The 20,193-nt window shown below is 64.6% G+C and carries 23 protein-coding genes; 18 read left to right on the forward strand and 5 right to left on the reverse strand.

Annotation, left to right across the window (positions count from 1 at the left end):
- Positions 1-14 precede the first annotated feature (14 nt).
- The 12 genes from KIH27_RS03330 to KIH27_RS03380 all read left to right on the forward strand — a co-directional run bounded on the left by KIH27_RS03330 (position 15) and on the right by KIH27_RS03380 (position 10,530).
- Positions 15-227 (forward strand): hypothetical protein, encoded by a 213-nt coding sequence (locus tag KIH27_RS03330; RefSeq protein ID WP_214091505.1) that lies wholly within the window; start codon positions 15-17, stop codon positions 225-227.
- An 85-nt stretch (positions 228-312) separates the two neighbouring features.
- The gene (locus tag KIH27_RS03335) at positions 313-1,272 is read left to right on the forward strand and encodes a DUF2637 domain-containing protein (protein WP_214091506.1); all 960 of its coding nucleotides are present in this window, start codon (positions 313-315) and stop codon (positions 1,270-1,272) included.
- Between the two features lie 13 nt (positions 1,273-1,285).
- A complete protein-coding gene (locus KIH27_RS03340; protein WP_214091507.1) occupies positions 1,286-2,575 on the forward strand; it encodes a hypothetical protein in 1,290 nt (429 codons plus the stop codon).
- 777 nt (positions 2,576-3,352) lie between these two features.
- Positions 3,353-3,895, forward strand: a complete 543-nt coding sequence (locus KIH27_RS03345; protein WP_214091508.1) for a hypothetical protein — start codon at positions 3,353-3,355, stop codon at positions 3,893-3,895.
- Entirely contained in the window at positions 3,895-4,167 is a 273-nt protein-coding gene (locus tag KIH27_RS03350; protein WP_214091509.1) for a hypothetical protein, read from the forward strand. Before KIH27_RS03345 ends, KIH27_RS03350 begins: the two co-directional genes overlap by 1 nt.
- Positions 4,168-4,173: 6 nt before the next feature.
- The gene (locus KIH27_RS03355) at positions 4,174-6,306 is read left to right on the forward strand and encodes a P-loop NTPase family protein (protein WP_214091510.1); all 2,133 of its coding nucleotides are present in this window, start codon (positions 4,174-4,176) and stop codon (positions 6,304-6,306) included.
- On the forward strand, positions 6,300-7,004 hold the full coding sequence (locus tag KIH27_RS03360; protein WP_214091511.1) for a hypothetical protein: 705 nt from the start codon (positions 6,300-6,302) through the stop codon (positions 7,002-7,004). Before KIH27_RS03355 ends, KIH27_RS03360 begins: the two co-directional genes overlap by 7 nt.
- Entirely contained in the window at positions 7,001-7,102 is a 102-nt protein-coding gene (locus KIH27_RS22375; RefSeq protein WP_250149506.1) for a DUF3067 family protein, read from the forward strand. The genes KIH27_RS03360 and KIH27_RS22375 overlap by 4 nt, the downstream gene beginning before the upstream one ends.
- Positions 7,099-7,437, forward strand: coding sequence for a hypothetical protein (locus KIH27_RS03365; RefSeq protein ID WP_214091512.1), 339 nt, complete (start codon positions 7,099-7,101; stop codon positions 7,435-7,437). Before KIH27_RS22375 ends, KIH27_RS03365 begins: the two co-directional genes overlap by 4 nt.
- Positions 7,434-7,661, forward strand: coding sequence for a hypothetical protein (locus tag KIH27_RS03370; protein WP_214091513.1), 228 nt, complete (start codon positions 7,434-7,436; stop codon positions 7,659-7,661). The genes KIH27_RS03365 and KIH27_RS03370 overlap by 4 nt, the downstream gene beginning before the upstream one ends.
- Before the next feature lie 152 nt (positions 7,662-7,813).
- Complete coding sequence (locus KIH27_RS03375; protein WP_214091514.1) at positions 7,814-8,368, forward strand: hypothetical protein; 555 nt, start codon at positions 7,814-7,816, stop codon at positions 8,366-8,368.
- Complete coding sequence (locus tag KIH27_RS03380) at positions 8,368-10,530, forward strand: hypothetical protein (protein ID WP_214091515.1); 2,163 nt, start codon at positions 8,368-8,370, stop codon at positions 10,528-10,530. Before KIH27_RS03375 ends, KIH27_RS03380 begins: the two co-directional genes overlap by 1 nt.
- Here the strand turns inward: KIH27_RS03380 and KIH27_RS03385 are convergent.
- From KIH27_RS03385 to KIH27_RS03395, 3 genes are all read right to left on the reverse strand, one after another.
- Positions 10,527-10,799: a hypothetical protein gene (locus KIH27_RS03385; RefSeq protein WP_214091516.1), complete on the reverse strand. Its 273-nt coding sequence runs from the start codon at positions 10,797-10,799 to the stop codon at positions 10,527-10,529. The two genes, KIH27_RS03380 and KIH27_RS03385, sit on opposite strands and share 4 nt — an antisense overlap.
- A complete protein-coding gene (locus KIH27_RS03390; protein WP_214091517.1) occupies positions 10,796-11,260 on the reverse strand; it encodes a hypothetical protein in 465 nt (154 codons plus the stop codon). The genes KIH27_RS03385 and KIH27_RS03390 overlap by 4 nt, the downstream gene beginning before the upstream one ends.
- 63 nt (positions 11,261-11,323) lie before the next feature.
- Positions 11,324-11,665, reverse strand: a complete 342-nt coding sequence (locus KIH27_RS03395; RefSeq protein WP_214091518.1) for a VOC family protein — start codon at positions 11,663-11,665, stop codon at positions 11,324-11,326.
- Positions 11,666-11,734: 69 nt separating this feature from the next.
- On the opposite strand from KIH27_RS03395, the gene KIH27_RS03400 reads away from it, so the two are divergent.
- The 4 genes from KIH27_RS03400 to KIH27_RS22380 all read left to right on the forward strand — a co-directional run bounded on the left by KIH27_RS03400 (position 11,735) and on the right by KIH27_RS22380 (position 17,201).
- Positions 11,735-15,319 (forward strand): DEAD/DEAH box helicase, encoded by a 3,585-nt coding sequence (locus KIH27_RS03400; protein ID WP_214091519.1) that lies wholly within the window; start codon positions 11,735-11,737, stop codon positions 15,317-15,319.
- A 254-nt stretch (positions 15,320-15,573) separates the two neighbouring features.
- Positions 15,574-16,341, forward strand: coding sequence for a hypothetical protein (locus tag KIH27_RS03405; protein ID WP_214091520.1), 768 nt, complete (start codon positions 15,574-15,576; stop codon positions 16,339-16,341).
- A gap of 339 nt (positions 16,342-16,680) precedes the next feature.
- Positions 16,681-16,986 carry a hypothetical protein gene (locus KIH27_RS03410; protein WP_214091521.1) on the forward strand — a complete coding sequence of 102 codons (306 nt, stop codon included), beginning with the start codon at positions 16,681-16,683 and terminating at the stop codon, positions 16,984-16,986.
- Between the two features lie 80 nt (positions 16,987-17,066).
- A complete protein-coding gene (locus KIH27_RS22380; protein WP_250149521.1) occupies positions 17,067-17,201 on the forward strand; it encodes a YlcI/YnfO family protein in 135 nt (44 codons plus the stop codon).
- A 382-nt stretch (positions 17,202-17,583) separates the two neighbouring features.
- Here the strand turns inward: KIH27_RS22380 and KIH27_RS03420 are convergent, their stop codons facing one another.
- Complete coding sequence (locus tag KIH27_RS03420) at positions 17,584-17,859, reverse strand: hypothetical protein (RefSeq protein WP_214091523.1); 276 nt, start codon at positions 17,857-17,859, stop codon at positions 17,584-17,586.
- Between the two features lie 180 nt (positions 17,860-18,039).
- On the opposite strand from KIH27_RS03420, the gene KIH27_RS03425 reads away from it, so the two are divergent.
- A complete protein-coding gene (locus KIH27_RS03425; RefSeq protein WP_214091524.1) occupies positions 18,040-18,375 on the forward strand; it encodes a DUF732 domain-containing protein in 336 nt (111 codons plus the stop codon).
- 212 nt (positions 18,376-18,587) lie between these two features.
- Entirely contained in the window at positions 18,588-19,448 is an 861-nt protein-coding gene (locus tag KIH27_RS03430) for a DMT family transporter (protein ID WP_214091525.1), read from the forward strand.
- A 12-nt stretch (positions 19,449-19,460) separates the two neighbouring features.
- Here the strand turns inward: KIH27_RS03430 and KIH27_RS03435 are convergent, their stop codons facing one another.
- Complete coding sequence (locus KIH27_RS03435; protein ID WP_372451297.1) at positions 19,461-20,186, reverse strand: VldE C-terminal domain-containing protein; 726 nt, start codon at positions 20,184-20,186, stop codon at positions 19,461-19,463.
- Positions 20,187-20,193 lie beyond the last annotated feature (7 nt).

Raw genomic sequence — 20,193 nt, forward strand, 5'->3', positions numbered from 1 at the left:
CACCACCGCCCGGGATGTTCAACACCCCTGAACTGAAGCGCATCAAACTCGCCGCCGAAGCACGCGGACTCGATCCGTTCGCTGTGCTCATGGCGACCCTGGACGCCCTGGGCGATGCGGTCGGCCTGCCGATCGACACCAAACCCCTCCGCGATCCGACCCAGCGCGCCCGGGTCACGCACTTAGCGGATCAACTGGCTGCTGAGGCACTTGGTCGGCTCGCATGACCACCCCACCACCCGCGCCCGGGGGCGGCGCGCCCTCCCCACGGACTTCCAAAAACGTGACGGATAGAGACGAGAGGATTGACGGATGAACCCCACGGAACTAGCCGAGGCCGAGCGCGACCGTCGCCGTGCGCGGTGGCTTTTCATCGGGTGGCTGGCGCTGTCCACCATGCTCACCATCGGCGGCAACCTGGTGGACGCATACCTGGGTGCGATCGACCCGGGTGTCATCAGGTCAGGCGTGCGTGTCATCCCGCCTATCCAACTCGCGATCGGTATCGCTGGGCTGATGGCGCTGTCGTCGGCAGGCATGGTTCACCGCGCCAAGCGCGGTGGGTGGGCTGCGGTGAAGAACGCGGGGAAGTTCTACCAGTTCTCCGTGGTGTCCATCTTCCTGCTCGTCGCGGTAACGCTGGTTCTGTCTTGGGCGGGTTTGCTCGACGTGGCAATCGCGGGCGGCACGAAACCCAGCCTGGCACCGCTGTGGCCTATCTCCATCGACGCCGGGGTGGTCGTCAGCACGGTGGCGCTGGCTGCTCTGCGACCGGCGTCTGCCGCCGACCTTCGTGCTGCACGGGAGGTCGCTCGGGAAGCGGAAGCCGCCAGGAAGACGACGGTCAACAGGGAAGTCGTCGAGCAGCTGGTTCAGCGAGTTACGCCACCGCGGACAAGTCCACCACCGGCTCCACCACCGCCCCCGGTCACCCCGGCACCGGTTACACCGGCACCGGTTACACCGGCACCTTCTCCACCGCCGCCGCCGCCACCGCCCGCTCCGGTCACCCCGGCACCGATGATCTCGACACCACCCGCCGTTTCTCCGTCATCGACCTCGACGACCAGCCGTGCCCGCGCCGAGGCCATCGCCGCCCGCGCCGACATGGCGACACCGATCGAGACGATCGAGCAGGTACTCGACCGGCTGGACGCTGGGGTAAGTCAAGCTGCCATCGCCAGGGAGCTGGGAGTACACGCCAAGACCGTCAGCAAGATCAGCAAACACGATGCGCCGACCGCTCCCCGGCTGCTGGCGAGCGTGCGATGAGAGGTGATTAGCCGTGACCACCCCTGAAGCCCGTGCATGCCTCTGGCGGCTGATCACCGGAGACAAGCTCACGATCCGTGCGGATGCCAACGCCGCCACCCGTGCCGCTGTGGACGTACTCGTCGCCGCCAAGCGGATCAGAGTGACCGGGAACAAGGTCACCCTGCTCCCGCATCCGGAAGCGGGAGCGCCAGAGGGCGAGGACACGGTGTGCCTGGCGAGCAGGCTCATCCTCGTGGACCTGGAGTCTCGGACTCCGCGTGACGATGCTTGGTGGGTGCCACGTGCCCGCGCTTACGGCATATCGAGGGCCGCACTGCGGAGGGCATATATCCGACTCATCGCGGACGGGCTGATCCGCCGCGATGATGCGGGGCTGACGCACGCCGACTGCCCTCTGCCCCCGCGCAAAACACCCCTGACCCCTGAAGCCGTGGGGTTGAAGCGCGGCACTGCCACGGCATCGCAGCGTGGCACCGTGGCACCGGACGTGACATCGCAGCGTGGCACCGTGACCCCGGGTCGCGGCAGTGCCATGGCATCCGACCGTGGCATCGTGGCACCGACCGTGGCACTCGATCGTGGCACTGCCATGGCATCGCAGCGTGGCACCGTGGCATCCGGCCATGGCACCGGTCGTGACCCTGCCGTGGCACCGGATGCCACGTCCGGTCATGCCGCCGGTCGTGGCAGCGTGGCATCGCAGCGTGGCAGTGCCATGGACAAAACGAACGTGACCAGCGCGGATGCCATGGCATCGCATCGTGACCCTGCTCAACGTGGCACCGTGGCATCGGTCGTGGCATCGCAGCCCCGTGGCACCGTGACACCGCCCCGTGGCACTGCTCCCCGTGACCCCGTGGCATCGCATCGTGACCCCGTGGCACCCACCGCCGATGCCACGCTCATCGGGTTGCTCCAGCACATGTCGAGTGCCATGGACACGCTGACCATGGCACTGGTCGCACCCCACGTGCGGCATCGCACCCCGGCGGGGGCGAGCACGCTGACCGACACGATGCGCCGTATCGCGGTGGCACTGGTGGTCGAAGGAAAGCCCACCAACGCGACACGGCTGGCGAAGGGCTACCTGACCAAGAGGCAGCGCGACTTCCAGGAACCGGCGTTGGCGGAGGCCACTGCACGCGGCGCTTTCCGGAGCGTCGGGGGTCAAGCGTTGGGTCACGGGACGCGCTATGCGCTTGCTGACCCCACACCGCTCGGCCTTACGTGGGATGAGGTCAATCGCGACGCCGCGAGGGTTATCGCCCGCCGCGAGCTGGCGAGCGCACCCGCCCGCTGAGCAGGGGTCAGAAAAACATACGTCGCAACTGCGACCTGCGCCTTTGTGTCTGTTTTCCGCTGGAGGGGCTCCAAAAACGGATAGGTGGATATCCCCGTGTCCACCTATCCACCCCGATGCCAGGTCTGCACCAGCTTGGGCTCCAGAAATCACGCCGATCACGTCACCGCCCCGACCACCCCCCTGAACCCCGCACCCGCCGACCACCGCCCCGGTCACCCGGGTAGCGCGGCAGTGCCGACACCCGCCACCCGAGTACCACCGCCCCGGTCACCCGGGTACGGCGGCAGTGGGGAGATGGCGAAACCCCGCCACCCCGTCACCCCACCGCCCCGGTCACCCGGGTAGTGCGGGGTGCGGGGGCGTGATTTGAATTCCTGGCGTTGTATTCACGATCCTGAGAAGCAACGTACGAACACGCTAATTGCAGAGCATGTAACCGTATTGCTTACACATCATTCATCACCCTGTGATGGTCACTCAAGACGTTGGATTCACGCCTTCAACACCCCCGAATAGAGGTATGTAACGCAGATCACAGTGACTAATTTTCGGGCGTATAACCGCAGGTCAACGTATGCGTAACACTCCCATTTGAAACGTAAGTTTATATTGTTTGGCAAACATCGTGATGGACAAAGGGGCAGGTCATTTGATTAAAATTAGATCAGCATAGCCACCGTTGCACCTCGCTAGCGCTCGGCACAACGTCGGATCAGCTGCTAGAGGGGCATAGCAACCCCGAGCGCGCGAGGAACGCGAGGAAGGAGCACCGAGATGGGATTCCTGGACCGGATGCTGGACGCCATCGAGGACCCAGCCGTGCTCACGATGCGCACCCACCTGGACCAGTTGCTCGCGGACATCAACGAGGGCACTGAGCAGTACGACTCGATCTACGAAATGCCCGCGGATGTCTTGCACAAATACCTCTGGCATGGACAGCAGATCGTCCAGGTACGCGCTGCCCTCGCGCACCGCCTGACCAAGCTTGGTCAGCACCGCGCCGCTCGGGAGATGAGGGATGAAATGCCCGTCATCGAGGCGGAGATGGACGCGGGCAACCAGCTGATGGAGTCGTACTCCGCAGGTGCCCCGCAGCCATACCCCAAGCCGCCGGTCGGCTGGACGCCGCCACCCCCACCGATGCAGGTGCCCGTGCCGATGCCGATGGCACCGCCCATGCCCACCGCCCCGATGCAGGCACCACAGCAGCCGGAGCCCTCTCCGGCTGCGCGCGCGATGCCCAGCGCCTCGGACGACGACCTTGCCGACCTGATGGGCGGCGGCACTGGCGGCGATGACGAAGGAGATTGGTGATGGAAGCCTTGGGAGTCCTTGCACTGGTCGGCATCGTGCTCGTGTGGGTGCTCGTGATCAAGGGCGACGCGGACAGATACAGGGTGCGTCGGGAGGGTAAGCGCCAAGCGGCGGACTACCTCGACAGCATCCCGCAGTACCCGTACCCGCAGCCGGGTCAGCAGGCCCAGCAGCAGCAGTACCTGGGATACCAGCCACCGCAGCAGTACCCGGGATACCAGCCGCCGCAGGCATATCCGCAGTACCCCGGATACCCAGGGCAGCAGGGGTGACCAGCCGTGGGAGTCGTAGACCACATTCTCGCTAGGCAAGCAGCTAAGGACGACGCTGAGCGCAAGATCGCCACGGCGCGACGGATCAACGAAGAGAAGATCGCAGCGGCTCAACAGGTAGCTGATCACCGTGCCGCGATTGCCGCCGCACAGCAGGCACAGCGCGATCAGCAGCGCCGCGCTGAACAAGTTCAGCGTGACCGGATCGCCGCAGAACGGGCGCGGCTATCCGCGCCCGTCACTCAGCGGGTAATCCTCGGAGACCCTCCAAAAGTCATGCCGGTCACGCACTGGAAAGCCCCGGCGGCACCCGTCAAGGGGGCATCGACACCACCACCAATCTTCTTTCTCATGCACGGCGGGGGCTCGGTGCTGGCTCCCCGGCTGATGGTGGAGATGCGCCCGAGCCTGGCTGATGACAAGCCTTTCCAAGGCTGGGTGCGGCAGATCAAACCGCTGATCGACGAATCGCTGGAGCGGTATCCGGTACTCACCAAGCTGCGCGACCGGCAGTGGTGGGCGAGCATCTGCGAGTCCAGCGGACTGGGCATCACCCACACTGCTGATAAGCCGTGGCGGGCTGGGGAACTCACCGGAACCAGGAAAGTCACCACTGTCGTTCTGCCGACGATCATCGGTGTTCGGATCGCTCCGGACGGACTGCGGATCAAGGTGAAGCACCGTATGGGCGATGCCATCGACAGTTGGGTGAAGGCGCTGCCGAGACTGCGTGCCGCCCTCAGTGCGGCTGGGGTGAAAGCCGACCGGCTGCGTGTCTACGAGTCCTCGGGATCGTTTGTCCTTGCTTTCAACGATGCACCAGAAAATTTCCCGACAGCCGTCGCACCGCCGCCCGTGGCCCCCGTTGAAACCGTCGATGAGGCTATTGCTGCATACCCGCAGCTGAATTGGACGTTCGGCGTTGACGCCCGTGGCAACGTGCTGTCAGCCAAGCTCGCAACCAACCCGCACATCGCACTCATCGCTGAGACCGGCGGCGGAAAAAGCGTTCTCGCAGCCACGATCCTGGAGTCGCTGAGACCCTTTGCGAGCTGCTGGATTTTCGATGGCAAGGGGTCGGACCACCCCGCGTCGTTGGGCTCGCTGTCCAACGTGTCGTGGATTTCAAAGACAGCCGCCGAACACATCGTCGGCGCGCGGTGGCTGTGGGACGAGATGAACGAACGTTATATGGAAGCCGACCGCCGGAAGGCAGCCGGGAAGCCGGACACGGCTTTCAGCTTTCCGCCCACGTTTGTGCTCATCGACGAACTCCCTTCTCTGCGTGGACAGGTGGCGAAAGCCGACACCAAGGACAAAGGCGAACTCTTCGATTTCTATGTCAACGACCTCTTGCAGAAGGGACGGCAGGCTCGCATCCACCTCTGCCTGATCAGTCAGTCACTGCGGGTGGATGCGCTGCCCGGATGGTGGCAGGAGAACTTGTCTCGGATCATTTTCCTGGGCAGTGTATCGAGCCGTTCGTTGATGTCGGACGCGATCCCGGACTCTGCGAAAGAGGATGTCGTGTCGCTGTCCGCACAAATTCCTGACACCGCCAAGGGGCGCGGGATTTACCTAGAGCGGGGTCAGGGCGGCGCGAAAGCTCGCATGTTCCAGTCGTTCTGGGGCTATGCACCAGGGACTACATCGCTTGCCCATGCCCCCAACGCTGAAGTAAAGGCGGCATGGGAGATCGCCGCTGCACAAGCCGATGAGATTCCGCGGCTCTACGACAGGATCGGCATCAAGGTCGAGGACGCCGAGTGGCGGAAGTTGCCGATGGCGGAACTCGCGGAGACGCCCACGGTGATCGTGTCCGACGAGGGCGGCGTGATCCCGGAGATGTCTGAGTACGACCCACTCAGCCCCGATTTCCTGGGTCGGGTTTCTGTCGCGGCTGCCGCTGGTCGCGCCCGGGGGCGTGGGTCTGTGGCTCCCACAGCTGTGCCGAAACAGAAAGCGGCAGAGCCAGTTCCAGTGCCGACTCCAGAGCCCGTTTCGGAAGACGCAGTGCGCCGCAAAGCGATTGAGATGGGATTGATCGACCCAGACGAACCTGCGGACATACCAGCAGCGCCCGAGCCCGAACCCGACAAGCCCGAAACAAAAACCACATCGACAGGAGATGAATGGTGACGATCGACAAAGCGGTAATCGCGATTGATCCGACAACTTCCGGCGTGAGCCTCGCGCGCATCGTGACCGGCGAGAGGACTCCGCGGCTGCGGTATGTGGAAGCCCCCGAGGCGACCACGAAATATCGCGAGCGGGGTCTGGTCGGAGCAATGCAGCGAGCAGAAGACACCGCCACGGGCGTGCTCGAACGGGTGCTTCGCGGCGGTGCGCCGGACCTCGTGGTCATGTCCAAACTGGTCACCGGTGAGCTGACCAGAGACCCGTCCGGTCCCCGCCGCAGCGGGCTGTGGTGGGAGATCATCCGGCAGTGCGAAGCCGCCGGAATCCCGGTCGCGGACTACCCCAGCCTCGCCGCGCAGAGATATTTCGGGACGCACGCACAGCCCGGTCTGGAGGGCGCGAATCGACTGGTCAGGGCAGTCAAGAAGCGGTGGCCGGGAGTTTCTCTCGATATGCCGGAGGCGTTTCGGTACACGTCGGTGGCGTTGGCGGCGATCGGGTGTGCGGTAGTTGGCATCCCCACAGCCATCCCGGTTACGCAAGAAAGGCTCAAGCTCCTGAAGACCGGGACGTGGGCTCCGGGAACCGTCATCCCTCGGGGTGTCGAAGGGTGGAAAGAACAGCACGGCTGTGACACCAGGATCGCCGGGATCGATGACGACGAGGACGCGGACGACACCGAGGAGAAGTCAGCATGACCGAACAAGAAGAGCGCGAACACCTGGATGCCGTGCTACAGGTGCTGACCAGTCGCCCGGTCAACGACAGCGAAGACGAGGAAGGAGACGAGAAATGAGAAATCACCGCCCACGCCACCACCCTCACCACGGGCTCCTCTACGGCATCGAGCGCGACATCGCCCACGCCCGGGAGGCGCTCGCCGCCACCAAGTGGGGCTATGACCATCTGCCCCCCGACGCCGCGTGCCAGATGCATCCCCACCTCACTGATCTGAGCACGGCGATCCTCTCGATCACCGAGGACATGTGTGTAGTCCACGCGGAAATCAGCACCACCAAGCGCCCTCGCCCCGCAGCCCTCACCCAAGCGCAGGAACTCCGCAGTGAACTGGCCGACCGGCTGTTCGACCTGGAGACCACCATCAGCACCGCAGGGAAGGTATCGAGATGAACGACATAGAAATCATCGAAGCCGACCTCGACGCTGGTCTGATCACCCCCGCCGAAGCCGCCGCCCGGGTGCGCGCAGTAGCCGCTGGGATCAAGGTGGGCGGGCTGGACACCGCCCGCATGTACCCGCCCGTCCGGCGGGCAGTGCTCGCGATGGATCAGCGGTGGGCGGACATGAAAGAGCAGCTGATGGCGGTCGCCGCCGACCTGGAGGCTGCGCGATGAGGCACGATCGGATCATGGACGTACACCACACGTATGCGGATTGGGAGGCGGCGGGGATCAGCCCGCCGCCGTTGGACTGGCCATCCCCAGCTGCGCCCCCGCCGGTGGCGCGTCGGGGTGCTGGGCGGCGGTTCGGCACGGCGGTGGCTGCCATGCTGCTCACGGCTGGGGTTGTCGTTGGGTGTGCCCACGGCGGGACGAAGACGGTCGAGGGGAAGGCTACTGCTGCTTCGGAATCGGCGTCGGCGTCGAGCACCGTGCCGCCGGACCAGGTAGTGCACCAATGGGATACACGGACCTTGCCCTGCGCCAACCCGGACTACACAGAGGGTCCACCGGTCAACCGATTCGGGATCGTCCCGGACGGTACATACCCATACGCCGATGACATCCGCGCCCAACTCCAGGACCTCACAGCGGTGGGTAGCCCGGAGTTTGTCGCTGGACGCATCCAGCACCTCAACGTCATCTTGGTGCTGACGGAGAGCGACATGACCATCGAGGATCGCGATGGGAGCAGGAACGTGGACCGTGCGAATAAGGACAAGACGCTGGAGGCACAAGCCGTTCGGCAAGCGCAGCAGATGCTGTCCGTGCAGAAGTCGCAGTACGACAATGCCGTGAAGAACACTCTCGACCAGCTGCGGAACGGTCCCGATTTCCAAGTGCCCGCTGACAGCTTTACCGATTCGAAGATGTGCCACTGATGACTGACGTACTAAAGCCCGAAGACCCGTACAGCCTCATCCAGGGCAACTGGCCAGCGGAGAGCGAGACCGACTACGCCGAGGATGCGAAGACCTGGACTGCATTCGCGAAGACGTACGAAGACAGCGCAGGCACCGCGCAGTCCGCGGCGACCCACGCCGCTAAAGAGTGGCTGGGACAGTCAGGTTCAACGTATCTGGAGGGGATGCAGGGCTTCATGTCCAACCTCAACGCCGCCAGCAGCAAGGCAGCGTACCTCTCGGGGCAACTGACCGAAGCCGAGGGAGAGATCAGCCACGCGAAGTCCAACATCGCATCGGTCGTTACCGTGTACACCCCGCAGATCGACGCGGCGAAGAAGGCTGAAGAAGCCGGGAAGAAGATGCCCGCCGGAGAAGGGTCAGCGGACCTGATCAGCACTGCCCGCGAAGCGATCTCGACTTCCAAGGGCAACTACCAGACGCAGATGGACATGGTTGGGCAGAACCTCACCCGTGGTGGACCTCCCGAGGAGAAGCCGGGTGCTCCAGCAGCAGCACCGGAGCCCAGCTTTGCATCCCACACGGCTGGGGAAGCACGACAGGCGTCGAACACCAAGATGGCGCAGCCCGATCCGGGTACCACCCTGCCCAGCGGTGCGCCGCTGCCGGATAACAAGCCGCTGACACCGCCAGGGAAAGCAGCAACTCCATCAACGCCGGGTTCGGCTACACCATCAACCCCCAGCACTCCCTCGATGCCGAGTGCCCCCAGCAGCAGCGGTGGATCACCATCATCAGGATCACCGTCCACCAGCGGCGGCGGCTCCCCGGCGGGCTCGCCTTCCGGGGCACCTGCATCAGGGTCACCCGGCGGTGGATCGCCGTCCAACAGCGGTGGTTCCGGTCAGAACAGCAACCAGAACAATCAGAATCAGAGTGGCAACACCGGCACCACCAGCGGTGGTGACCCACTGCTCGCCGCTATAGACCAGCAGTTCGGACCTGCCCCCATGACCCAACTATCCGGCGTCACATCCGGTCTATCGCAAGCCATCCCACCGACCATCAGCCAAGCCGTGCCGCCCCCGATAGCACAGCCGGGGCCGGAAGCCGTGGGTATGCCTTCCGCAGCTCCCATGGGCACCGGAGTGACACCCGGTATACCCGGTGGTCCAGCTGTGCAACCCACGACAATGCCCCCGCCGTCGAGCACCCCCGCCCCGGCGGTGACCGGCGAAGCACAGGGCAGCACGGTCAACAACGCCACCATGTCCAAGAACGCTCGGATGATTCCCCTCGAATCGCCGCCCGTCTCCGGCGGCACCCAGCTGTCAGGTGCATCCGGTGCCGCAGACCGCCGCCCCGCCGGGTTCGGGATGGCCGGTCCCGGCGGCGGCATCAATGGGGGCTGGGTTTCAGCGGCTGCGGGGGCTGCTGCCGGTGCCGGGGGTCTGAGCGATACGGCGGATATGCCGACCGGTGGGTTCAAGACCTTCTTGGCTGACTTGGGTGCCGCAGAGCGGATCGCTCACCGGGCGCTTGCTTCTATACGGCAACAATTCGAGCGCGCCGGGTGGATCGGGGATCAGCTGGCACAGCCACTGGCGGTCGGGGTCTATAGGCGAGAAGGCGTGCGTGGCACCAGTTTCCACGCCGTGTGGGCGACTGCTGATGGCATCAGCCTGTGGCCATACGGGGTCAAGCTGCCCGCCGGGGTACACCCGGTGGGGATGGTTGACGGGATCGACGCGGTGCAGGCGACGAAGATGATTGGTTATGCCGACCCCAGGCAGAAGATCGGGGCGATCATGCCGGAGACGTACGGAGAACTGGTCTGTGTGTTGGACACGGTGGATCAGGACACTGCTCGGTATGGGCAGATCGTCTCTGCCGGAGAGGCGTTTTCGGCTACACAAAGCCGTGGGGATTACGCGAAGGTGCCCGCCGAGGCTGCTGAAGCAGCGGTGACAAACACCATCATGAAGTACGAGATGCGGGAATGTGCGGCACATCTCGACCGGCTACAAGAAGAAATGATCCGCCACCGCTGGGACAGAGAAATTCCTGCGCACGGTGTCGAAGCGGCGACGGGCATGTGGCAGGTAGCCGAAGCGAAAAGGTGTCTTGACCTGGGGATGCTCAGCGATGCGGGCTACGCAATCGGGCAGATCGCCCGTTAGGTCGCTTGGATTTTCTCGCCGCCCTTGGCATCGGTGGCACCCAGGTCGCGCGCAGCTTTAGCCCCCGACTTCGCCAACTTCGCGGCGTCACCGAGCACTGAGCGCCCCTGGGTGGCATGGGTTTTCAGGGCGGTCAGGTGGTCAGCGCGGATACCCGTCGCGGACGGCATCGTGATCGAGTTGCGGGCGGTGGTGAAGGTTTGCGACCAGCTCGTCTGTCTGGACTGCTCTGCGGCAGGCTTGACACTTGTTGTTCCGGACATGATCACCGACCCCCCGTCACCGGCGGGCACCCCGGCTGCGCGACGATGCCGACCGTGTGGGGGCTGGGCTTCCCGCCGTGACTGATTTCAGCCAGCGCGTCAGTCAGGGTGCGGTTCATGGACTCTCGTTGCGCGGCGAGGTCGGTACGGGCAGCGGCGATAGCCTGATCGGCGGTCTGACCCTGTGGTGGGTGCGCGATGCGGTCGGCATACAGCGTGATCAGTCTGCTCACGTTTGTACCCCACGCCGTGACCTCAGCGGCGTAGTCCGACGCCGGGATCACGACTTCTTCGCAGCGGTCGGGGAGTCGAGACATCGGCGTATCGGCGGTGACCTCGGGAGCAGCTTCCACAGCCGCCCCATGACTCCGGTGGTGGTCGATCACGGTGGTGGTCGCTACGGCAGAACCGGCGAGAATCAGGCCAGCACCTACGGCCCCGGCGGCGATCTTCGTACGTGTACGCATGGTCACATTTTACCGGCTGAAACCCCCACCCTTGTGGAAGCCGACCCCCAAATCCATTGCAGCTCAAATGATGTCACCAACCACCTCACCTACATCCCGGCTGGCTGTAAGCAGCACGCGGTTACCGTCTGGATCAACCACAGCCGCGCACCCGCGCGGGGTGACCGGTTCGGCGTCCGGGAACCGGTCGAGAATCTCGGGCACGACGGTCAACGTGATGCCTATGCGCGTGGCCGGGTGCAAGGCGGAGGCTTGCCACAGCTGCACGAGGACCGGCCCGAGGTGGAGGTGGTAGGCGGGGTCCCCGGCGGTGGGCTCGATGACGTTGACGCCGAGTTGGCGGTAGAAGGAGGCGGTGCGGGCGGGGGATGTACAGATCAGGGTGAGGGCGGTGAGGGTGGGCATGGGCGCACGATAACGCTGGTCGGTGACACCCCCTAGAAGGTCGGTAGCTGGTAGTAGCGTCATGAACCGATGGCCACATTCACCGACTTCTACGGCACGCTCGACCCTGACCCGCAGGTCAGGGGCCGCGAGTTCGAGCATGTGTGCCGCTGGTTCCTGTCCAACGATCCGACCTACAAGTCCGCTCTTCGCAAGGTGTGGCTGTGGGACGAATGGCCTGGTCGCTGGGGCATCGACGCCGGGATTGATCTGGTGGCCGAAGATCATGCAGGGAAGCTGTGGGCTATCCAGTCGAAGGCGTACGCGGCGGGGAACGCGGTCACCAAAGAGGACGTGAACACCTTCCTGTCGGAGTCTGCGCGGGCGCAAATCTCGTACCGGCTGCTGATCGCGACCACCGACCGGATCGGCAGCACGGCGCAGCGGACCATCGACGACCAGGAGAAGCCGGTCGGCTTCGTCGGCCTGGCGGACCTGCTCACTGCCGAACTGGATTGGCCGGAGTCACTGGCCGATCTGCGCCCCGCCCAGCCGCTCGAACCGGCCAAGCCGCGTGACTATCAGCGGGAGGCGATCGACGCGGTGATCGCCGGATTCGGCACTGCCGATCGCGGCCAGTTGATCATGGCGTGCGGCACCGGGAAAACCTTGACGGCGCAGTTCATCGCCGGAGAGTTGAACGCAGCCCGGACGCTGGTCTTGGTGCCGTCGCTGTCGCTGCTCAAACAGACCATGAGGGTCTGGCAGGCCAACTCTGCTAGCGGATTCGAGGTGTTGCCGGTCTGCTCGGATGCCACTGTTGGTCGTGACGAGGACGCGCCGATCACCAGGGCCAGTGAGCTGGGTGTGCCGGTCACCACCGACCCCACCGACATCGCAGCGTTCCTGCGTGAACCCGGCCCCCGGGTGGTGTTCTCCAGCTACCAGTCGTCCCCGAGGATCGCGGCTGCGCAGGCGCTAGCGGATGTCCCCGGCTTTGACCTGGTGATCGCTGATGAAGCCCACCGCTGTGCAGGCCCGGTCTCGTCGGAGTTCGCGACGGTGCTCGATGGGGCTGCGATCAGGGCTGAGCGACGGCTGTTCATGACAGCCACCCCGCGCTACTACACAGGGCGGATCGTCAAGGCTGCCCGGGAATCCGATTTCGAAGTGGCCTCGATGGATGATGGGTCCAAGTTTGGCACCGTGTTTCACCGGCTTGGCTTCAGCGAGGCGATCCGTCGTGACCTGCTGACCGACTATCAGGTGGCCGTGGTGGGTGTGGACGACGCCACCTACCGGCAGTGGGCCGAGACCGGCAGGTTCGTCCGCCGCGATGATGGCGCGGAGACCGACGCCCGCAGCCTGGCCGGTCAGATCGGGCTGGCGAAGGCCATCAAGAAATACAACCTGCGGCGGACGATCAGCTTCCACTCGCGGGTGAAGTCGGCCCGAGAGTTCGCTGCCGAACTGCCCGACGTGATCGCGTGGATGCCTGCCGACCAGCGCCCAGCCGGTGAGCTGTGGGCGAAGTACGCATCCGGTGAGATGAGTGCCGGGGAACGGCACGTGCTGCTCCAACACCTGAGCCGTCTGGACGACGGCGAGCGCGGCCTGCTCGCCAACGCACGGTGTCTGGCCGAGGGTGTCGATGTGCCCGCACTCGACGGGGTTGCCTTCATCGATCCCCGCCGCTCAGAGGTGGACATCGTGCAGGCTGTTGGTCGGGCTATCCGCAAGTCCGACGACAAATCCATCGGCACCATCGTCATACCAGTCTTCATCGACACTGATGCAGACCCTGAAGTGGCGCTGGATGATTCGGTGTTCAAGCCGGTGTGGGACATCATCAAGGCGCTGCGGGCGCACGATGACGAGCTGGCCGAGCAGATCGACAGCTTGCGACGGGAGATGGGCCGTCACCGTGCCGCGCCGAAGCTGCCGTCCAAGATCAAGCTCGATATCCCCATCACCGTCGAGGCTCGGTTCGCCGAAGCGTTCGAGGCACGGCTGGTCGAGCAGACATCGGCAGTATGGGAAGAGTGGTACGGGCTTCTCCTCGACTACGTAGAGGAGAACCGGACTGCCCTGCTCAAACAGTCATATGCAGTAGGGGCGTACCGACTCGGTCAGTGGATCACGATCCAGCGTGGCCACTACTCGAAGGGTCGCCTCAGCGCGGATCGGCAACGACTTCTGGAGGTGCTACCTGGATGGAGTTGGGACCCGAAAGCCGATCTATGGGAGGACGGCTTCGACCACTTCCAGGCGTACGTCGAAGAGAACGGGACTGCCGGGATTCGCGATGACTACGTCTGTGGGGACGGCTACCGGCTCGGGAAGTGGGTGGGCAAGCAACGGACCAAGTGGGAGTCGCTGCCCCAGGATCGAAAGCACCGACTGCAAGAACTACCCGGCTGGACACTCGATGCCCGGGTCACGCTCTGGGAAGCGTCCCTGGCGGCGCTCATCCACTACGCCGAAGAGAGCGGGCATACGAGCCCACCACGAGGGCTGAAGGTCGAAGGCATCGAACTCGACTCATGGATTCGACGCCAGCGCAAGACCTGGGATCAACTGACAGAGGAGCGGAAGGAACGCCTGAAAGCCCTTCCCGGCTGGACACTGAACGTCCTTGATGCGCAGTGGGACATCGCCTATCAACATCTTCTCGGCTATGTCGAAGAGAACGGCACCGCCCAGGTCAAGCAGTCCTACGTAGCCCCTGACGGCTACCGGCTTGGCAAGTGGGTCAGCGTGCAGCGTCGTATCTGGTCCAAGCTGAGCAACGACCGGAAGCAGCGACTGGAACAACTTCCTGGCTGGACTCTCAATGCTCGCGGCGACTGGTGGGAGAACTGGTTTCGGATGCTCCAGGAGTACGTCGCGGAGTACGGGACCGCCCGGGTGCCGCAGACCTTCGTCACGGCGGACGGCGACAAGCTCGGCGCGTGGGTGGCCAACCAGAAATCGACCCGCAAGACCCTCAGCGATGAACGCCGGGAGCGGCTGGAAGCACTTCCGGGATGGACGTACGACACCCACACGGCGTACTGGGAGGACGGCTTCCGGTATCTCGCGGAGTACGTCGAAGAGCACGGCGTGGCCCAGCCGTCGAGTAAGTGCGTGGTCAACGGGTTCAAGCTCGGAATTTGGGTCAACACCCAGCGGCAGACCTGGGACACCCTCAGCGATGAACGCCGGGAGCGGCTGGAATCGCTACCCGGCTGGGTGCTGAACACGAAGTCCGCGCAGTGGGAGGAAGGCTACGAGTGCCTTCGGCGGTACGTCGCTGAGTTCGGGACCTCGCTGGTTCCCACCTACTGCGTCTACGAGGACTTCAAGCTCGGCCAGTGGGTCGGGGTTCAGCGGGCCAGTTGGAAGATGCTGAAGCCGGACCGCAAGGGACTGCTCGCGGCCCTACCGGGATGGGCGGTGTCCGCTCGGGACGCCTGGTGGGAGGAAGGGTTTCGTCAACTCCAGGTGTACGCCGCGCAGACCGGCAACGCCTCCCCAGCGCAGTCCCACTCCACCGACGACGGCTTCAACCTTGGGCCGTGGGTCGCCACGCAGCGGGCGACACGGGTGCAGGGGAAGATGCCCGCGGAACGGCAGGCACGCCTGGAAGCCCTTCCCGGCTGGGAGTGGACAGCTAGACCCGGTCCGCGGCGGTAGCAGTACCAAGCGAGTTATCCACAAGGTCACCTGGTGTTGTCGTACCTGCGAAGTACCATCATGAGCGGCAGCATCAGACGATCTGCCCAGAGACGCCGAGGCCCTGCCGAAGCGGACTCCGACAGGGCTCGGTGCGTATTTTGGCGAATACCGCTCCAGCCTAGAGTGCGTTCGGCCCCAAGCAGCAGGGGGTCGGTCACATCCGGGGTCAGACAGGTCTTGGTCGCGGCGATGACGCACCAGGAGACGCCTCTGTGTCCGGAGAACCGTTGTCGAGACGATCTGTCCAAGCCTTCTGCAATTACTACGGGCTCACCCGAAACCAGTATCTCAACGCCAGGGCGAAGGCGAAGATCGCGCCGAAGGCACACGACGCAATGCTCTCGGTGAAGAGCCAAGAAGCACTGTTACGTCACATCGGTGCGAAGAAGCGGGAGGATCAGGTCGTTCGGAAGATTCGTCAACGCCCCACCGTGACCAAGCGATTCGTCCCACCACCACCGCCTGAGCCGGAGTCGGAGTCCAGCATCGATTACGAGGCGAAGATTCATCAGGTAGCTGAGTCGCTGGACAAGTGGCGAACCGTCTTGGTCGAACTAGCCAGAGGCCACAACGCCGCCGATGACCCTGGACCGTGCAAACGTTGCCGTAAGGAAGTTCCCTGCCCTACCAGGCAGACTCTGTCGGGTCTTGAAAACGAGCTGGTGGAGCGGATCGCTGCGGCTGACTACGAGGTACCCCTCGACCGGCAGCTGAGCCAGATGTACGTAGCCCGGAACCGCTGGATGTCCGGGCTGACGAAGCTGACAATCGACCACATGCTCGCAGACGAGGGCGGCAGATGCCTAGAGTGCGATGTACCCGGGCCGTGCGACATCAAGAATACGGTGATGCGGATCAACAAGGGCATCGCCCACCGGATCGAGAAGTTCGCGACGATGGATGACGGCGAGCTTGAAGTCGCCCTCGGAAATCGCCGGAGGTTCGACGACTACGCCGACGCTGCCTGGGATGCGATGTAGCCCGTTTCGGGGGAGTGGTGGTCAGAATCTTTGACCACCACAGTTGACCACCACTGGCCCGAATCCGTGACCAGTTCAGATGATCTGAAAACGTTGATTTACGTGCTGTAATGCGCCCAATCGGAGTTTGCTAGAGGTGCTGGAAAGAACTGGGGGTCAAGTGGTCGCAGGTTCAAATCCTGTCAGCCCGACGCAGGTCAGAGGGTGTTTTCGAGCAATCGGAGACACCCTTTCGACATTTTGACCCCCACTGGTGGTCGCCACGGGCAGGATTGAACGACTAGAGCACTGCTATATGCACGCTAGACGCGTGTAGTCGAAGCGACTACACTTTCACATGTGGGCGAGTTGCTGGACCCCGAACAGCTAGACGACTACGACCCTTTTGAGATTGATGCCCAGGCCGCGCATCTGTTCAAGCACCCGCGTCTCGGTGTTGACGACGTGTTCGATGTGTGGATATCCGACCCGCTGTTCTACCCAGCCAACCCGCCAGCTCATTGGCTGATGTGCGCGGAGGTGTCTGGAGTGGTTCTCGTGGTTCCGATAGCACCGTCACGGACAGGCAACCCAACCAAGTGTCGACCTATCGGGTGCTACATAGCTTCCAAAAATCTAGCCGACGAATACAGGAGAGACCGATGACCCCAGACCAGGAATATGAGTTCTACGCACGACCCGAGAACCAAGAGCCGAAGGGTGCACCGATTCGCCGACGCGGGCGGATGGCAGACCCCGTTCCCGTTCGTCTTCCTCCCGAGCTGCTGGAGCGGGTACGAAAGGCAGCCGAGAGCGACGACCGCTCAATCTCGGCGTGGATTCGGCGGGCGGTGGAGCATGAGTTGTCTGGTACCAGCTAGCTCGACGCCGCGCTTGCGGTGTCCCGAGCGTCCTTGGCCACAGACAGGTTCGGCTTGCGGTGTCCGAGTCGTTTGGCGAGAGCGTCCATCGCAGCGCGGGCGCTGTCATCGGACGTGTGCCCGTAGATATCACCCGTGATTGCTGTGAACCGCTGGACTCAACTCACCCTGGGGCTACCCGCAACTGCGTTCGATCGCGTGGCAGTTGCGCCCCGAGACCGAACTCACCGGCGTCGAGGCACTACAGCGGTATGAACGCAACTGGCGTCACGAGGATCAGGCGGCCATGGGCGACGACGAACGGATCCTCATCAGGCAACTGGCGGACACGCACAGCGCCGGAGTCCTTCTCGTCTAGCCGGGCGCGCCGTGTCGGCCAAGCTCATTCGCCGACGGTGAGATCGAATATTTTGTAGCTGACCTGCTGGTCGCCGATCGTGCGACTGCCGTGGTAGACGTCGTCGTCGAGTTCCAGCTCGAATGAGTCGGGGGACAGGTCGCCGATTCCGAGTTCAACGAGGGTCTCCCGAAGTCGCTCCGCGGCGGTGGCAAGGCTGGAATGAATGAAATACCCTGTCAGCGAAGGGCTTTCGTGGGTGGGTTCAATCGGTTCCGTTGTTACGGTCACGAGCCAAACCTGTTCGCCGATTGCGCTCATACCTGATTCGCTTCCTTCCGCGGGCTGGCGCTACGCGCGTTCCAGATGTGGTCCAGTATCCGGCCGCGGCGGCTGCCACACCGCGCCGACCCGGTGTGCCGTTGCATCGCAGCACCCATCGACTGGCCTCACCGCGCTGCTACGCTCCGGCAAACCCGTACCCGAGGCAAGAACATACCGATGAAGCCCGCAGCCGCCCTAGCCACCGCGATCGTCGCTGTGGCGCTGCCACTGCTCACCAGCCCAACCGCCGGCGCCGACGCGGATCAGTTCCTGCGTGACGTCGCCGCCGAGGGCTGGTCGCACGAGCGGGGCCCGAACGCGATGCTCGCCGACGGCTACCAGGTCTGCGCGGCGATGGATCAGGGCGCGACCATCGAGCAGGTGACGCTGAAGTACCTGATGCCGATGAAGCGGATGACCTCCTATGAGAAGGCCCGGGTGCTCGACCTCATGCTCACCGACCTGTGCCCGAACCACGCCGAGGCCTACCACAACTGGCTCAAGGGCGGCTGATCGGCACTGACGGGTTCGGCTCACCATGATCGAATGAATTTGCGCTGAATTCCTTGGTCAACGCCCAGTGGCGTCACGTTGTGTTCACCGCCTGGTTGTACTCTCGCGACTGCTGAGTCGAGCGCATCCGGCAGTGCCGGCGCCCATCAACTCAGACCACGGCGACGGCCCACGTCACGCGGTTGACAGACCTGTCGAGATACGAGGAAGACATGCTGACCGGGCCGTCTGCTGGGCCGACCTATGCGCTGATGTCCGCCGCCAGTTTCGGCGTCAGTGACTTCGTCGGCGGTATCGCGTCGCGTCGCATCGCCGCCCTGCGGGTGGTGCTGGTGTCCACCCCGGTGGCGATGGTGCTGCTGGGGGCGTTGGCGGTGGCCGCCGGCGGGCCGATCACCGCCGATGCCGTGATCTGGGGGTCCCTCGGCGGGATCAGCCAGGCGCTGGGGATCTGGTGGTTCTACGCCGCCCTCGGCTCCGGGCCGATCTCGGTGGTCTCCCCGCTGTCGGCGCTGGTGGACGCCTCCGTCCCGATCGCGGTCGGGATGACGCTGGGGGAGCGACCGGGTCCCGTAGCGCTGGGCGGCATCGCGCTGGCGCTGGTCGCGGTGGTGCTGATCAGCCGGCAAGCCACCGACGAGGACGTCAAGCCGCACCCGTTCACCGGTAAGGTCGCCTGGCTGACGATCGGTTCCGGGTTGGCGCTCGGGCTGAACTTCGTGCTGATCGATCAGACACCGGTCGAATCGCGGCTGTGGCCACTGCTGTTCGCACGGGCCGCGGCGACCGTCCTGGTTGTCATCATGGCCGCCGGCACCCGCAACCTGAAGCTGCCGACCGGCATCCCGATGCGGCTGGCCCTGCTGGCCGCGGTGCTCGACACCGCCGCCAACGTCACCATGCTGCTGGCACTGCATTCGTCGATGCTGTCGCTGGGCAGTGTGCTGATCGCGCTGTACCCGGCGGCGACGGTGATCCTGGCGATCGTGGTGCTGCGCGAACGGGTGCACCGCATGCAGGTGGCCGGGATGGGCCTGGCGCTGATCGCGGTCGCGATGATCACCGGCGGCTGAGTCGGCGCAGGCTCAGTCGGGCGCGGTCGGGTTCATCGAGCCGACGTAGTACGTCTCGTTCCCGGTGGGGTAGCCGCCGCCGTCGGTCGCGATGTGCACGTGATCGTAGTGGTTGGCGGTCTCATTGCCGAGATCCGCGGTCCAACTGCCCGCCCCGACACCCGGATAGATCTTCTGCCGCCAGATCACATGCGAGACACCCCAGCGCTGCGCGTTCGCCAGCGCGTAGCCGGCGATCTGATTGCCCAGCTCAATACCCTCGTCGGTGTGCGGGTTGGGGATCATCACGTCGATCGCCAGCCCGTTGGGGTGCCACTTCAGCGGATCCTGGCGATAGCCGTAGATGGTGGTGATCTCCGGGAACAGCACCCCGATGGTGCGCGCCGCCCAGATCGTCTTGACCTGCAGCCCGCCCTCCTGCGCGACACCGGTCGGCAGCGCCAGCGAGAACGTCTGCGGATTGCCGACGTTCGGCACGTTCGCCGTCAGTGCGGCGGCCTCCTCCGGGGCGGCCATCCGCGGCCCCTCCGGCGTCGCGGGGTGCGCCGTCGGCTGGGGCGGTTGCGCGACGGGCGTCTGGGTGCAGCACGCGGTGGCGGGTGTCGCGGGACTGGCGTCCTGGGCGTGAATCAGCGCCGCGGAGACCCCGACCGAAGCGGCGATCGCCAGCCCCCGGCCGCAGTTCCGGACAAACCTGCGCCTTCCCACCGGCAGTACTTTAGTGCCGCCGGCGCGCACCTGCGAC

The sequence above is a fragment of the Mycolicibacter acidiphilus genome, assembly GCF_018455725.1.
Classification (GTDB): domain Bacteria; phylum Actinomycetota; class Actinomycetes; order Mycobacteriales; family Mycobacteriaceae; genus Mycobacterium; species Mycobacterium acidiphilum.